This window comes from Pseudomonas anuradhapurensis, assembly GCF_014269225.2.
In the GTDB taxonomy this organism is placed as follows: Bacteria; Pseudomonadota; Gammaproteobacteria; order Pseudomonadales; family Pseudomonadaceae; genus Aquipseudomonas; species Aquipseudomonas anuradhapurensis.
The window spans coordinates 2,558,512-2,573,861 of sequence record NZ_CP077097.1 but is presented as its reverse complement, the minus strand read 5'-3'; the positions used below and the strand labels follow the sequence as shown (position 1 = coordinate 2,573,861).

Sequence of the window (15,350 nt, the reverse complement as noted above, 5' to 3'; positions counted from 1 at the left end):
TCGCAGGCGATGAAGGCCCCGGTAGCAGCGGGTTCACCCGCGAATGTGTCAGTTCAGGCAACAAGATTGCCTGCACGGGCGCATTCGCGGGTGAACCCGCTGCCACGGTGGTTGCGTTGTCTGCTCCTGCTTGGTCTTGCCTTCAACGCCCACGCCACCCCCACCCACGCCCTCACCGTCTACGGCGAAGCCCCCCGCTACGCCGCCAGCTTCCAGCACTTCGACTACGTCAACCCCGACGCTCCCAAGGGCGGCATCCTGCGCCGCTCGGCGATCGAGATCGGCCAGTTCGACCATATCCTGCCGTACATCGACAAAGGCATCGGCGTCAGCGAGGTCGATGGCCTGCTCTATGCACCCTTGGCCATGCGTTCGTTCGATGAACCCTATACCGTCTATGGCCTGATTGCCCGGCGCATGGAGCGCGGCCCGGATGACGCCTGGCTGCGTTTCGAGATCGACCCGCGCGCAACCTTCGCCGATGGCCAGCCGGTACGTGCCGCAGACGTACGCTTCACCTTCGAGCTGCTGATGAACAAGGGCAGCCTCAAGTACCGCACCCAGTTCGCCGATGTGGCCGGGGTAACCGTGGAAGGCCCGCAGCGTGTGCGTTTCGACCTCAAGCCCGGGCATGGCCGCACCCTGGCACTGGACCTCGCCAGCCTGCCGGTGCTGCCCGAGCACGATTGGCAACAGCGCGATTTCGCCAACGGCGCCGGCTTCGACAAGCCGGTGGGCAGCGGGCCGTACCGTATCGGGCGCATCGACAATGGCCGCAGCATCACCTTCGAGCGTGACCCCAACTGGTGGGCGCGGGACCTGCCGGTCAGCCGTGGCCGCTACAATTTCGACAAGTTGCGCATCGAGTACTTCGGCGACACCGAAGTGGCGCGGCAGGTGCTCAAGGGCGGGGGCTACGACTACAATCGCGAATTCTCCGCCACCGCCTACACACTGGGCTACGCCGGCGCGCAACTGGATGACGGGCGTCTGCAGCGCGCTCACCTGGGCCCGGCCAAGCCGCAGGTTGCCCAGGGCTTCGTGTTCAATCTCGACCAGCCGCCGTTCAAGGACCGCCGCGTGCGCCAGGCGCTGGGCATGCTGTGGGATTTCGAATGGAGCAACCGGCAGATGATGCGCAACCTGTACATTCGCCAGCAAAGCGTGTTTTCCAACACCCCGCTGGCCGCCCGCCAGTTACCCGATGCCGGTGAGCTGCAACTGCTCGAGCCGCTGCGTGGCCAGGTGCCGGACGAGGTCTTCAGCAAGGTATTCAGCGCGCCGGTCACCGATGGCTCAGGGATCATTCGCCAGCAGCAGTTGCAGGCCCTGGCCCTGCTCGAGCAGGCCGGCTGGCACCCGCAGGGCGACCGCCTGGTCGACCGCCAAGGCACGCCGTTGGCGTTCACCTTTCTCAATGGCCAGGCGGGCATGGAGCGCCTGCTGCTGCCGTGGAAGCGCAACCTGGCGCAGATCGGCATCACCCTGAACATCCGCAATGTCGACTCGGCCCAGTACGTCAACCGCCTGATGGCCCGCGATTACGACATGATCGTCACCGGCTACCCGGTCACCCTGTCGCCTGGCGCCGAGCTGTACAACTACTTTGGCTCGGCAGCGGCCCATGACCCCGGTTCCAACAACCTGATGGTGCTTCAGGACCCTGCCGTGGACCGCCTGGTCGACGGCCTGGTGCGCGCCGCCAGCCAGGCCGACATGCTGCAGCATGCCCGCGCCCTGGACCGGGTGCTGCAATGGAACTACTACTGGATCCCCAACTATTACCCGCCGGGCAGCTCCACCGTGTGGTGGAACCGCTTCGGCCGGCCCAAGGTCCAGGCGGCCTATGACGAAGGCCTGGACACCTGGTGGGAGGTCAGCCCCAGCGCGCTGACCAATGCGCAGATGGCCGAGCGCCTGAAGGCTTCGCCATGACCAGCTACATTCTGCGGCGCCTGTTGCTGATCATCCCGACGTTGTTGGCGATCCTGCTGGTCAACTTCGCCATCGTCCAGGCGGCACCGGGCGGCCCGGTGGAACAGGCGGTGGCGCGCCTGCAAGGCCTTGGCGCCGGTGCGCCCGCTGCCCGCGCCGAGGTGGTGCATGGCGAGTCCCGCGCCAGCCGCGGCCTGGACCCGAAACTGATCGAAGAGATCAAGCGCCAATACGGCTTCGACAAGAGCGCCCCCGAGCGCCTGTGGCTGATGCTCGGCCAATACGCCCGGCTGGACTTCGGCAACAGCTTCTTCCGCGGCGCCAAGGTCACCCAGCTGATCCTCGACAAGCTGCCGGTTACCCTGTCGCTGGGCTTGTGGGCCACGCTGATCACCTACCTGGTCTCGATCCCGCTGGGCATCCGCAAGGCGGTACGCCATGGCAGCCGCTTCGATGCCTGGAGCAGCGCGCTGATCGTGGTCGGCTACGCCCTGCCCTCGTTCCTGTTCGCCCTGCTGCTGATCGTGGTGTTCGCCGGCGGCACCTCGCTCAACTGGTTCCCGGTGCGCGGCCTGGTTTCGGACAACTTCGACGAACTCAGCCTGCTGGGCCAGGTGGCAGACTACTTCTGGCACCTGGTGCTACCGGTCGGCGCCTTGGTCATCGGCGGCTTCGCCACCCTGACCCTGCTGACCAAGAACGCCTTCCTCGACGAGATTGCCCGGCAATACGTGGTCACCGCCCGCGCCAAGGGCCTGAGCGAGCGCCGGGTGCTGTATGGCCATGTGCTGCGCAATGCCATGCTGCTGGTAGTGGCCGGGTTGCCGCAGGCGTTGATCACGGTGTTCTTCGCCGGCTCGTTGCTGATCGAGGTGATCTTCTCGCTCGATGGCCTGGGCCGCATGAGCTATGACGCGGCGCTATCGCGCGATTACCCGGTGGTGTTCGGCACGCTGTTCATCTTTACCCTGGCGGGCCTGTTGATCCGCCTGATCGGCGACCTGTCGTATACCTTGCTCGACCCGCGTATCGACTTCGACACGAGGGCGCACTGATGCTTTCACCGGTATCGCGCCGTCGCCTGCAACGCTTTCGCCGCAACCGCCTTGGCTGGGTCTCGCTGTGGCTGTTCGCCTGCCTGCTGCTACTGAGCCTGGGTGCCGAACTGGTGGCCAACGACAAGCCGCTGCTGCTGGGCTACAAGGGTGAATTGTACGTGCCGGCGCTCAAGCGCTACAGCGAACAGCAGTTCGGCGGCCAGCTGCCGTTCCAGCCGGATTACCGCAGCGCCTACGTGCGCCAACTGATCGCCGACCAGGGCGGCTGGATGCTGTTCGCGCCCATCCCGTTCAGTGCCGATACGCCCAACTACGACTTGCAGGTACCCACGCCCAGCCCGCCCAGCCCCAGCAACTGGCTGGGCACCGACGACCAGGGCCGCGACGTGCTGGCCCGTGTGTTGTATGGCACTCGGGTATCGTTGCTGTTCGCCTTTGCCCTGACCGTGGTCAGCGTCCTCATCGGCGTGGCGGCCGGCGCCCTGCAGGGCTACCACGGCGGCTGGGTCGACCTGCTCGGGCAGCGCCTGCTGGAGGTATGGTCGGGGCTGCCGGTGCTGTACCTGCTGATCATCCTCAGCGGCTTTGTCGAACCGGACTTCTGGTGGTTGCTGGGGATCATGGCGCTGTTTTCCTGGCTGACCCTGGTCGATGTGGTGCGCGCCGAGTTCCTGCGCGGGCGCAACCTGGAATACGTCAAGGCGGCTCGGGCGCTGGGGTTGCCGGACAACCAGGTGATGCTGCGGCACATACTGCCCAATGCGATGAACGCCACGCTCACCTATGTACCGTTCATGCTGACCGGGGCGATCACGACCCTGACGGCACTGGATTTTCTCGGCTTCGGCATGCCGGCCGGGAGCGCTTCGCTGGGTGAGCTGGTGACCCAGGGCAAGCAACACCTGGAGGCGCCGTGGCTGGGCTTTACCGCGTTCTTTGCACTGGCGGTGATCCTGTCGTTGCTGGTGTTTATCGGCGATGCCTTGCGCGAGGCGTTCGACCCCAGAGGGTAGGCTTTCAAGCCTGGCCTGTTCGCGGGTAAACCCGCTGCCACAGGTATCCCACGGAATTCAGCCTTCACGTTGAGCCGGCGGGAACGGGTTTACCCGTGAACAGGCCGGCACTGCTTTTACATGATTCGGAACTTGACCCATGCACGACAGCGACAGCCTCAAGGACTACCCCCAGGTACGGCAACTGGCGATCCGCTCGCTGTTCGAGATCATCGAACAGTCCAGCGAAGGCACGGTGATCGTCGACCGCCAGGCACGCATCGTGTGGATGAACGAACGCTATGCCCGGCGTTTTGGCCTGGCCGATGCCGCCGGCGCCATCGGCCAGCCGTGCGAGGCAGTGATACCGGGTAGCCTGATGCGCGAGGTGGTGAACAATGGCCGGCCGATCCTGCTCGACATGCTCGATACCTCCAACGAGCCGCTGGTGGTCATGCGCCTGCCCATCCACGATGACCAGGGCACGCTGATCGGTGCCATCGGCTTTGCCCTGTTCGATCAACTGCGCAGCTTGTCGCCCCTGCTCAAACGCTACTCCAGCATGCAGCAGGAACTGGCCTCGACCCGCTCGCAGCTACGCGCCCGCCAGGCCAAATACAGCTTCGCCCAGTTCGTTGGCAGCAGCGCTGCCAGCCTGGAGGCCAAGCGCCGCGCCCGGCGTGGCGCCAGCAGTGATTCGCCGGTGTTGCTGCTGGGCGAAACCGGCACCGGCAAGGAGCTGCTGGCCCACGCCATCCACGCAGCATCGGCGCGCGCGCACAAGGCCTTTGTCAGCATCAACAGCGCAGCGATCCCGGAAACGCTGCTGGAGGCCGAATTCTTCGGTACCGCCCCCGGCGCCTTCACTGGCGCCGACCGCAAGGGCCGCAGTGGCAAGCTGCAACTGGCCGAAGGCGGCACGCTGTTTCTCGACGAGATCGGTGACATGCCGCTGGCGCTGCAAAGCAAGCTGTTGCGCGTGCTGCAGGAGAAGGAATACGAACCGGTTGGTTCCAACCAGATGCTGCGCAGCGACGTGCGCATCATAGCCGCCACCTCGATCGACCTGCAGGCCGCCATCGCCCGCGGCGCGTTCCGTGCCGACCTGTATTACCGGCTCAACGTGCTACCGATCGAGGTGCCACCGCTGCGACAACGGCTGGAGGACCTGCCGGCACTGTGCGAGGCCATCCTCAGCGAGCTCGGCAGCCAGTACGAGCTGGAGCCTGAAGCGCAGCAACTGCTGGCGCGACATGCCTGGCCGGGGAATATCCGCGAATTGCGCAATGTGCTGGAGCGGGCCGCCTTGCTGGCAGACCAGCCGCGGCTCGGGGCTGGCGACCTGCGTACGGCGTTGGGGCCGTTGTGCCCGGCGGCGGAGGCGCCCGTGCGCCAGAGCTATCGTGAGGCCTGTGCGCAGTTCGAGCGCGAGTTGATTGCCAGGGCACTGGCCGAGCATGAAGGAAATGTGCCAGAGGCTGCAGCCGCGTTGGGGCTGGGTCGATCGACCTTGTACAAGAAGATGGTAGCGCTTGGTCTCTAATTTGAGACTTTCTTTTCTATCTGGAGATTGCTGCGAAAGCTGCGCCCACGATCGCGACATGAGGCCGCCCCTACAGGTTATCGCGGTGTCTGTGTAGGAGCGGCCTTGCGTCGCGATGGCCGCAAAGCGGTCAGAAAAATCTCAAATCAGAGACAAAAACCAAGTTAAAAACAAATTAACCATAAAATTCAATAACTTAGAAACTGGCACGATTCCCGCTAATGCCTGGGCACCGATAAAAACAAGACTCACCCAGGAGACCCACCCCGATGACCGTGCTCATCGCCCTCGCCGCCTTGGCCCTGCTGATGCTCGCCGCCTACCGTGGCTACAGCGTAATCCTCTTCGCCCCGATCGCCGCCCTCGGCGCCGTGCTGCTCACCGACCCGTCTGCCGTAGCGCCTGCTTTCACCGGGGTGTTCATGGAAAAAATGGTCGGTTTCATCAAACTCTACTTCCCGGTGTTCCTGCTGGGGGCGGTGTTCGGCAAGCTGATCGAGCTGTCGGGCTTCTCCCGCTCGATCGTCGCCGCGGCCATCCGCGTGCTCGGCACCCGCCAGGCGATGCTGGTGATCGTGCTGGTCTGCGCCCTGCTCACCTACGGCGGTGTTTCGCTATTCGTGGTGGTGTTCGCGGTGTACCCGTTCGCCGCCGAGATGTTCCGCCAGAGCAACATCCCCAAACGACTGATTCCGGCCACCATCGCCCTGGGCGCATTCTCGTTCACCATGGACGCCCTGCCCGGCACCCCGCAGATCCAGAACATCATCCCCAGCACCTTCTTCAACACCACTGCCTGGGCCGCGCCCTGGCTGGGCCTGATCGGCACGCTGTTCGTGTTCTGTGCGGGCATGGCCTACCTGCAGCGCCAGCGCAACAAGGCGCAACGTGCCGGTGAAGGCTACGGCAGCAACTTGCGCAACGAACCGGAAACCGCCGCCGACCTGGCCTTGCCCAACCCCTGGCTGGCCTTGTCGCCGCTGCTGCTGGTGGGCGTTATGAACCTGCTCTTCACCCACTGGATCCCGCAATGGTACGGCCCCAGCCACAGCCTGCAGCTGCCCGGCATGAGCGCGCCGGTGCAAAGCGACGTGGCCAAGCTGACGGCGATCTGGGCGGTGCAGGCGGCCTTGCTGGTGGGCATCCTGATGGTTTTGGTGTGTGCCTTCGGCGCCATTCGCACACGCCTGGCCGAAGGCAGCAAGAGTGCCGTGGCCGGCGCCTTGCTGGCAGCCATGAACACCGCCTCGGAATACGGTTTTGGTGCGGTGATCGCCTCGCTGCCGGGCTTCCTGGTACTGGCCGACGCCCTGCGCGGCATCCCCAACCCGCTGGTCAACGAGGCCATCACCGTGACCTTGCTGGCCGGTATCACCGGGTCTGCCTCGGGCGGCATGAGCATCGCCCTGGCGGCCATGGGCGACAGTTTCATCGCCGCGGCCAATGCCGCCAACATTCCGCTGGAAGTGCTGCACCGGGTAGCGGCCATGGCCAGCGGCGGCATGGACACCCTGCCGCACAATGGCGCAGTCATCACCTTGCTGGCGGTGACCGGGCTGACCCACCGCGAGGCTTACAAGGATATTTTCGGTATTACCCTGATCAAGACCCTGGCGGTGTTCGTGGTCATCGCCACGTTCTATGCCACTGGTATCGTCTAAGGAGCATTGCATGACCCTCAACGGCAAGACTGCACTCGTGACCGGTTCGACCAGCGGCATCGGCCTGGGCATTGCCCAGGTGCTGGCCCGCGCGGGCGCCAACATCGTGCTCAATGGCTTTGGCGACCCGACGGCGGCGCTGGCCGAGATCGCCCGGTACGGGGTGAAGGGGGTCCATCACCCGGCCGACCTGTCGGACGTGGCCCAGATCGAGGCGCTGTTCACCCAGGCCGAGCAGGCGTTCGGCGGCGTCGACATCCTCGTCAACAACGCCGGGATCCAGCATGTGGCGCCGGTGGAGCAGTTTCCGCCAGAAAGCTGGGACAAGATCATCGCCCTCAACCTGTCAGCCGTGTTTCACGGTACACGGCTGGCCTTGCCTGGCATGCGCACCCGCAACTGGGGACGCATCATCAACATCGCTTCGGTGCATGGCCTGGTCGGCTCGACCGGCAAGGCGGCCTATGTGGCGGCCAAGCACGGCGTGGTCGGCCTGACCAAGGTGGTGGGCCTGGAAACCGCCACCAGCAACGTCACCTGCAATGCCATCTGCCCAGGCTGGGTGCTGACCCCGCTGGTGCAGAAGCAGATCGACGATCGTGCCGCCAACGGCGGCGATCCGCTACAAGCGCAACATGATCTGCTGGCTGAAAAGCAACCCTCACTGGCCTTCGTTACCCCCGAGCACCTGGGCGAGCTGGTACTATTCCTGTGCAGCGAGGCCGCAAGCCAGGTTCGCGGTGCCGCGTGGAACGTCGATGGTGGCTGGTTGGCCCAGTGACGGGCGGCCTGGTCCTGGCGCTGGCCTGGCATTCGTCTATCTGCAAGGAGGCCCTATGCGCCCAACCCCGATGACCGCAATCCTGACCCTGACCCTGGCGGCTGCCACGCAAGCGTCAGCTACCAGCCTGAAAGATGTCGCGCCCTACCCCGAGGCGGAAAAAGGCTTCACCCGGCAAGTCATTCACCTGCCGGCTCAGGCCGATGAATCGGCCTACCAACTGGAAATCCTCGCCGGCAAGACCCTGCAGGTGGACTGCAACCGTCAACGCCTGGGCGGCAGCCTGGAAGAACGTACCCTGGAAGGCTGGGGTTACAGCTACTACCGCCTGGACAAGGTCAGCGGCCCGGCCAGCACCCTGATGGCCTGCCCGGATGGCAAGCACACCGAGGCCTTCGTGCCGGTGGTCGGTGAAGGCTTCATGCTGCGCTACAACAGCAAACTGCCGGTGGTGGTGTATGTGCCCAAGGATGTCGAAGTGCGCTACCGCATCTGGAGCGCATCGCAGGACGTGCAAAGGGCTAAAGTAGAGTAAACACCGTTCCTTGTAGGAGCGGCCTTGCGTCGCGATGGGCTGCGAAGCAGGCCCGGATTTTCAGCTTCGCAGCACAAATTGTCGGGGCTGCTTCGCAGCCCATCGCGACGCAAGGCCGCTCCTACAGGTTCAGGCCCACATCTGGCAGTAGCAGGAGGTACGGCATGAACGATGTGCTCTGGCGCCCCTCCACGGCGCAGATCGCGGCCAGCCGGATGGACGCTTTCCGCCGCTGGGTCAACCTGCGCTACAACCTGCAGCTCGACGACTACCACGCGCTGCACCGCTGGAGCATCGAACAGCGCCCGGCCTTCTGGCAAACCCTCGCCGACTATTTCCACGTTCACTGGCATACCCCGCCGAGCCAGGTGCTCAGCGAAGGTGCGCAAATGCCCGATGCCCGCTGGTTCAACCAGGCCACACTGAACTTCGCCGAACACCTGCTGCGCCGCCGTGATGACCGCCCGGCCCTGGTCAGCGTGCGTGAAGACGGGCAACGCCAGGTACTGACCCATGCCCAGCTGGCAGCTCAGGTGGGCGGGTTGCAAAAAGCCTTCAAGGCAGCCGGCATCGGCCCCGGCGACCGGGTCGCCGCGATCATGCCCAATACCTGGCAAACTCTGGTCGCCATGCTGGCCTGCACTGGCCTCGGCGCCGTCTGGTCCAGTTCGTCGCCCGAGTTCGGTGTACACGGCATCATCGATCGCTTCGGCCAGATCGAACCCAGGCTGCTGATCGCCTGTGCCGGTTACCAATACGCCGGCAAGGACATCGACCAGGTAGACAAGGTCAACCAGGTGTGCGCGCAGTTGCCCGGGCTGCAACAGCTGATCGTGGTCCCCCATACCCGCAGCGGTACGCGTGGCGACGAGTTCCAGGCTGCCAACGTCAGCTTGTGGGACGAGTACTTCCAGCCTGGCGGCGAACCCTGCTTCACCCCACTGCCGTTCGATCATCCGCTGTACATCCTGTATTCCAGCGGCACCACTGGCGCGCCCAAGTGCATCGTCCACCGCGCGGGCGGGGTGTTGTTGCAACACCTCAAGGAACACGGCCTGCACAACGACCTGAAGGCCGATGATGTGCTGTTCTACTACACCACCTGCGGCTGGATGATGTGGAACTGGCTGGCCAGCGGCCTGGCCGTGGGTGCAACGCTGGTGCTGTATGACGGCTCGCCGTTTCACCCGGGCCCCGAACGGCTGCTCGACCTGATCGACGCCGAGGGCATCCAGGCCTTCGGTACCAGTGCCAAGTACCTGGCGGCGCTGGAGCAGGCAGGCCTGGAACCGGCGGCAAGCCATCGCCTGACCAGCTTGCGGCTGTTGCTGTCCACCGGCTCGCCGTTGTCGCCACACAGCTACGATTACGTGTACCGCAAGGTCAAGGCCGACCTGTGCCTGGCGTCCATGTCCGGCGGCACCGACATTGTCTCCTGCTTCGTGCTGGGCAACCCGACCCTGCCGGTGCGCCGTGGCGAAATCCAGTGCAAGGGCCTGGGCATGGCAGTGGAAGTGTGGAACGAGCACGGTCAGCCGGTACTGGGCGAAAAAGGCGAACTGGTGTGCACGCACCATTTCCCGTCAATGCCGCTGGGGTTCTGGCATGACCCGGACGGCAGCCGTTATCACGACGCCTATTTCAGCCAGTTCCCCGGGGTGTGGGCCCAGGGCGACTACGCCGAACAGCGCGCCGACGGTGGGTTGGTGATCCATGGCCGCTCCGATGCCGTGCTCAACCCCGGTGGCGTGCGCATTGGCACGGCGGAGATCTACCGCCAGGTGGAAAAGGTCGAGCAGGTACTGGAAAGCGTGGCCATCGGCCAGGACTGGAACGGCGATGTGCGGGTGGTGCTGTTCGTGCGCCTGCGTGACGGCCTGCAGCTGGACGATGCCCTGCGCCAGCAGATCCGTCAGGTGATCCGTCAGTACACCACGCCGCGCCATGTGCCGGCGGTGATCGCCCAGGTCGATGACATCCCGCGGACCATCAGCGGCAAGGTGGTGGAGCTGGCGGTGCGCAATGTGGTGCATGGCCTGCCAGTGAAGAATACCGACGCCCTGGCCAACCCGGAGGCACTGGAGCAGTTTCGCGGACGCAAGGAATTGCAAAGCTGACGTTTATGCCTGGCAATTGTAGGAGCGGCCTTGCGTCGCGATGGGCTGCGCAGCAGCCCCGTCAATCTGTGCCGCGGAGCTGAAAACCTGGGGCCGCTGCGCAGCCCATCGCGACGCAAGGCCGCTCCTACAGGGCATGCGTAATGGCTTCAAGCGGGGTAAGTCGGGCATAATGTGCGCCTTTTGCACTCGCGAAGCACAGGTACTGTACTGCCATGAAAGCCCAAGCCCGCCACATCCTGGTCAAGACCGCTGACGAAGCCGAAAAGCTCAAGCAGCGCATCGCCAATGGCGAGGCTTTCGACGTCCTGGCAAAAAAATTCTCGACCTGCCCCTCAGGCAAGCGCGGCGGTGACCTGGGCGAGATCCGCCCAGGGCAGATGGTCGGCGCCATCGACCAGGTGATTTTCAAGAAGCCCCTGCGCGTGGTCCACGGGCCGATCAAGAGCAAGTTCGGCTATCACCTGGTGCAAACCTTCTATCGCGACTGATGGCCGCCTAGTGGCGCGCAGCCAGCAGGCCGAGGCCGGCACAGCCCAGCAGGGAGGCGCTGATCCGGTTGAACAGCCGGCGTGGGCCGGGCTGGCTGAACCAGCGCTGCAGGTAGGCACCGAGGCCGGCGTAGATGGCGATGGCGGCCCACTCCAACAGCAGGAACAATACCCCCAGCCAGAGGAACTGCTCGCTCACCGGCGTGGCACTGCCGACCGAGACGAACTGCGGCAGGAAGGCGGTGAAGATCAGAATCGCCTTGGGGTTGCCGGCTGCTACCCAGAACTCCTGGCGCGCCAGGCGCCAGGTGCCGCGCGGGTGATCTGCGGCCACCAGCGCTTCGCCCACCGGCGCCCGCCACAGCTGCCAGGCGATGTAGAACAGGTACCCTGCCCCGAGCACCTTGATGGCCAGAAACAGGTACTCGCTGGTATGCAGCACCACGGCCAGGCCCATGGCAGCCAGGGCGATCATGCCGCTGAAGGCGACGATGCGCCCGCCACCGGCCACACATGCCGTGCGCAGGCCGTAGCGGCTGGCGTTGTGCAGCGACAGCAGGTTGTTCGGCCCCGGTGCCATGTTCAAGGCAAAGCAGGCGGGGATGAACAGCAGCAGGCTTGAAAGGTCCATTGTCTTTCCTCTGGCGAACAGGCGTCTATTGCGGCGGATACGGGCCTGACGGTCAAGTTACAGCCAGCGGAAAAAACTGTATGGGTGCGCCGCGCCTGATAAGCTGCCGGCCATGCCGAGGATTACCATGATGCCCCGTTCCCATGCCACGCTGTGGCGCGACCCGGCCCTGCCGCATGTCGAAAGCCGCCGCGCCTGCCATAGCCGGGCCTGCTACAAGGCCCATAGCCACCCGACGTTCTCCATCGGTGCGGTGGATGCTGGCGTCAGTCACTTTACCGGCGCTGGTAACGGGCAGGAACGCCTTACGCCCGGAACGCTGGTCATGGTCCCGGCCCGCTGTGTGCATGCCTGCAACCCCGAGCCCGGGCAGGCCTGGAGCTACCAGATGCTGCATGTAGCGGCCGACTGGCTGGCCCGTTTGCGCCAGGAGTCGGCGCTGACCGGTGAAGAACCCGGTGAAGGCCCCGGTGGACCGGCACGCATCTGTCGCGACCCTGAGGTATACCGACAGTTCTGCGAGCTGAACCGGTTACTGTTTTCCAGCGCCAGCAGTGGCGAAAAGGATGCCGCGCTGGTTGCCTTCCTGGGTGACCTGGATTTTACCGCGCATCCACCGCTGGCACCGGCACCCGCCCTGGGGGCGAATGCTTTGAGCGGGTTGATCGCAGCTATAGAGGGCCTTGACCCGGCACAGTTGAATCTCGATGCACTGGCCCGAAAAGCCGGGGTTGGCCGATATCAGTTGATCCGCGCCTTTCGCGCGGCCACTGGCTTTACCCCGCATGCCTACCTGGTCAATGCACGGGTCAACCGTGGCCGGGCGCTGCTGGGTGAAGGGCAGGCGCTGGCAGAGGTCGCCTACCGGCTGGGCTTTGCCGACCAGAGCCATTTCCAGCGGGTGTTCAAGGCCCATGTGGGGGTGACCCCAGGGCAATATCGAGGGGCTGAATAGCGATACGGACAGCCGCTGCTGATCGGGTTTGCAATATTGTTCAATACGGGGTGGCTGGCGCAGGGCAGAGTTCGGCTTTTCCACCAGAGCAGCCCACCCATGCAGCCGTTCCTGATCGTCGCCCTCGCCCACTTCCTCGCCCTGCTTTCCCCCGGCCCGGACTTCTTCCTGGTCGCGCGCACCTCGATCAACAGTGGCTGGCGGGTTGCCAGCGGCGCCTGCCTGGGTATCGCCCTGGCCAATGGCATGTTCATCGTCGTGGCCTTCACCGGCCTGTCGGTGCTCCAGCAAGGCAGCCTGCTGTTCAGCACCCTGCAACTGGCCGGTGCCGGCTACCTGTTGTACCTCGGCGTGCTGTTCCTGCGCCACGCCGGGCAACCCAGCCTGGGCAGCGTGGCCGGTAACCAGGCCGTGGCAGGCTGGTGGCGCAGCCTGGGCACGGGTTTTCTGTCGGGCGTGCTCAACCCCAAGAACGGGTTGTTCTATGCCAGCCTGGCCAGCATGTTCAGCAGCGCCAGTGCCGGCTGGAAAGCAGCCTGCGCCGTGTGGATGTTCAGCATCGTGCTGCTGTGGGACCTGCTGGTGGCCGTGGCCATCGGCAACCCCTTGGTGTTGCGCCGTTTCGCCCGCAGCCTGCCGTGGCTGGAACGGGCCTCGGGGGTCATGCTGGTGGTGTTGGCCATGGCGCTGTTGCTGCACCTGGCGCAGCGCTGAGCAGCTGCAGCGTGGCCAGGTCCATGAGGCTGAAATGGCCGCTGGCCCAACCCCCGGTATCCAGGTGCCAGACATTCCCCAGCTGTTTCGCCCGCAATACCGGCGTGTGGCCGACCAGCAAGGCCCGCAAGCCCTTCACCGGCCGGGTGTCGCCTTCCTTCAAGCGCCGCCGCGACCACTGGCACACCTCCAGCACCTCGGGGTCGTCATCCAGCTCCAGCCAGGTACGCAACAGCTCCCAGTCGGCAAACGGACTGTCGGCATGCAGCAGGCCAACCGGGCCGTTGGCGGTTTCCACCTCCAGGGCGATCGGCAGTTGCTCGAAGCGTTCGACGAAACGCAACTGCTCCCCCGGCGGCAGGTCGAGAAACCAGCCGCCGCCGGCCGCGCGATACATGTCCAGGTCGAGCCGCCCACCGCGCAGGCGGGTGATCGCCAAGGCTTCGTGGTTACCCTGCACCGCATGCAGCCAGGGCTGCGCCAGCCAGTCCAGCACTGCCTCGCTGTGCGGCCCGCGGTCGACCAGGTCACCGACACTGAACAGGCGGTCCACCGCCGGGTCGAACCCGACCGCCTCAAGGCATGCCTGCAGGCGCTGGAAGTGACCGTGGATATCGCCCACCGCCAGGTCCCGCCCGCGGGTATTGGCAGCCACCCGCCGAAAGCGTTCCATTACACTCGTCCTCTGTTGCTGCGGCACGCCCGAGCCACTGCTGGCACCAACACCTGCGTACCGCCCTGAAGGGCCATGCGCATGGCCCTGTTAAGCCACAGCATGGCACAAGCCGCCCCGGCCGCGCAGATGAAGTGCGCTTCGATCGCCCAACGGCCCGGCCCGGCGACGGGTTTGCGCGCTTTGCCACGCCCCCGCTTACCTGAAAAACACTTCACTGGATCGCACTCTGCCGAGCAGCGTATCCTCAGCGTTTCGGCCTGGACCAGGGAGGGTGTTTGATGAAGCTGTGCGCCGTACAACTGGCATCGCTCAAGGGCGATGTGCCAGCCAACCTCGAACGCCACCTGGCCTGCATCGACCAGGCTGCCGCCCTTGGCGCGCAACTGGTAGTGTTCCCTGAACTGTCGCTGAGCGGCTATGAGCCAACCCTTGCGCAACAGACCGCGTTGGCCGTCAATGCTGCGCAACTCGACCCGCTGCAGGCCGCCTGTGACCGGCTTGGCATCAGCGTAGCCGTGGGCCTGCCGCTGCCGGCAGCCGAGGGTATCCGCATCGGCATGCCGATCTTCAGCCCCGGTGTACCGCGCCAGGCTTATGCCAAGCAGCGGCTGCATGACGATGAACTGCCCTGGTTCACCCCGGGCGACCAGGCCTTGCTGCTGCAACTGGGGGCACACCGGATAGCGCCAGCAATCTGTTACGAATCGATGTTCATGGCCCATGCGGCCAGCGCGCGGGAGCAAGGTGCCGACCTTTACCTGGTCAGCGTGGCGAAAACCGCCAAAGGCATTCGCGAGGGCTACGCACACTACCCCAAACTGGCTCGGCAACTGGCTATGCCGGTGTTGCTGGCCAACTGCGTAGGGCCGGCCGACACATTCATCGGCGCGGGTGGTTCGGCGGCCTGGGACAGCCAAGGGCGCCTGCTGGCCAACCTGGATGATCGTAACGAAGGGTTGATAGTGCTGGACACCAGCACCGCCAGTGCCATGGCTGTACCCCTGAGCCGGCACTCGCCATGAGCTATGTGTTTCTGGCCGTGCTGAGCTATGCCTGCACCTATTACCTGACCGGCCTGCTGATCCAGGGACAGTTGGCCGATATTGCCGAGGGCTTGCGCCAGCGCCCCGATGCGCCGCCACCTGGCGAATACCTGCGCGCCGTCAGGTCCCATGCACGTCGGGCCCAGCGGCGCTACACCATGATGGCCGGTTCGCTGCTGGCGGTGTTGGCCTGCCTGGTCGCCAGCTGGTTCTAAACC

At 65.0% G+C, this 15,350-nt stretch carries 15 protein-coding genes; 13 read left to right on the top strand and 2 right to left on the bottom strand.

Annotated elements, in window-relative coordinates:
* Positions 1–9 precede the first annotated feature (9 nt).
* The 9 genes from HU763_RS12000 (at position 10) to HU763_RS11960 (ending at position 11,113) form a co-directional block, all read left to right on the top strand.
* Positions 10–1,935: an extracellular solute-binding protein gene (locus tag HU763_RS12000; RefSeq protein WP_186690368.1), complete on the top strand. Its 1,926-nt coding sequence runs from the start codon at positions 10–12 to the stop codon at positions 1,933–1,935.
* Positions 1,932–2,990, top strand: coding sequence for a microcin C ABC transporter permease YejB (locus HU763_RS11995; RefSeq protein WP_186690370.1), 1,059 nt, complete (start codon positions 1,932–1,934; stop codon positions 2,988–2,990). Before HU763_RS12000 ends, HU763_RS11995 begins: the two co-directional genes overlap by 4 nt.
* Positions 2,990–4,006 carry an ABC transporter permease gene (locus tag HU763_RS11990; RefSeq protein ID WP_186690372.1) on the top strand — a complete coding sequence of 339 codons (1,017 nt, stop codon included), beginning with the start codon at positions 2,990–2,992 and terminating at the stop codon, positions 4,004–4,006. Before HU763_RS11995 ends, HU763_RS11990 begins: the two co-directional genes overlap by 1 nt.
* Before the next feature lie 139 nt (positions 4,007–4,145).
* Positions 4,146–5,528, top strand: a complete 1,383-nt coding sequence (locus HU763_RS11985) for a sigma-54 interaction domain-containing protein (protein ID WP_186690374.1) — start codon at positions 4,146–4,148, stop codon at positions 5,526–5,528.
* Between the two features lie 269 nt (positions 5,529–5,797).
* The gene (locus HU763_RS11980) at positions 5,798–7,189 is read left to right on the top strand and encodes a GntP family permease (RefSeq protein WP_186690376.1); all 1,392 of its coding nucleotides are present in this window, start codon (positions 5,798–5,800) and stop codon (positions 7,187–7,189) included.
* A gap of 10 nt (positions 7,190–7,199) precedes the next feature.
* Positions 7,200–7,970, top strand: a complete 771-nt coding sequence (hbdH, locus tag HU763_RS11975) for a 3-hydroxybutyrate dehydrogenase (protein ID WP_186690377.1) — start codon at positions 7,200–7,202, stop codon at positions 7,968–7,970.
* Between the two features lie 55 nt (positions 7,971–8,025).
* Positions 8,026–8,505, top strand: a complete 480-nt coding sequence (eco, locus tag HU763_RS11970; protein WP_186690378.1) for a serine protease inhibitor ecotin — start codon at positions 8,026–8,028, stop codon at positions 8,503–8,505.
* Between the two features lie 164 nt (positions 8,506–8,669).
* Positions 8,670–10,622: an acetoacetate--CoA ligase gene (locus tag HU763_RS11965; RefSeq protein WP_186690775.1), complete on the top strand. Its 1,953-nt coding sequence runs from the start codon at positions 8,670–8,672 to the stop codon at positions 10,620–10,622.
* A 215-nt stretch (positions 10,623–10,837) separates the two neighbouring features.
* On the top strand, positions 10,838–11,113 hold the full coding sequence (locus tag HU763_RS11960) for a peptidylprolyl isomerase (protein ID WP_013972552.1): 276 nt from the start codon (positions 10,838–10,840) through the stop codon (positions 11,111–11,113).
* Between the two features lie 7 nt (positions 11,114–11,120).
* On the opposite strand, the gene HU763_RS11955 is transcribed toward HU763_RS11960, so the two are convergent.
* Entirely contained in the window at positions 11,121–11,744 is a 624-nt protein-coding gene (locus HU763_RS11955) for a LysE family translocator (protein WP_186685043.1), read from the bottom strand.
* Positions 11,745–11,874: 130 nt separating this feature from the next.
* On the opposite strand from HU763_RS11955, the gene HU763_RS11950 reads away from it, so the two are divergent.
* Positions 11,875–12,699, top strand: coding sequence for an AraC family transcriptional regulator (locus HU763_RS11950; RefSeq protein ID WP_186685077.1), 825 nt, complete (start codon positions 11,875–11,877; stop codon positions 12,697–12,699).
* Between the two features lie 99 nt (positions 12,700–12,798).
* Positions 12,799–13,413, top strand: coding sequence for a LysE family translocator (locus HU763_RS11945; RefSeq protein WP_186685041.1), 615 nt, complete (start codon positions 12,799–12,801; stop codon positions 13,411–13,413).
* Here the strand turns inward: HU763_RS11945 and HU763_RS11940 are convergent.
* On the bottom strand, positions 13,361–14,086 hold the full coding sequence (locus tag HU763_RS11940; RefSeq protein WP_186685039.1) for a metallophosphoesterase: 726 nt from the start codon (positions 14,084–14,086) through the stop codon (positions 13,361–13,363). The genes HU763_RS11945 and HU763_RS11940 overlap by 53 nt on opposite strands.
* Before the next feature lie 281 nt (positions 14,087–14,367).
* Between HU763_RS11940 and HU763_RS11935 the strand changes: the two genes are divergently transcribed.
* On the top strand, positions 14,368–15,111 hold the full coding sequence (locus tag HU763_RS11935) for a carbon-nitrogen hydrolase family protein (RefSeq protein WP_186685037.1): 744 nt from the start codon (positions 14,368–14,370) through the stop codon (positions 15,109–15,111).
* Positions 15,108–15,347: a hypothetical protein gene (locus HU763_RS11930; protein ID WP_170030077.1), complete on the top strand. Its 240-nt coding sequence runs from the start codon at positions 15,108–15,110 to the stop codon at positions 15,345–15,347. Before HU763_RS11935 ends, HU763_RS11930 begins: the two co-directional genes overlap by 4 nt.
* The last annotated feature ends 3 nt before the right edge of the window (positions 15,348–15,350 follow it).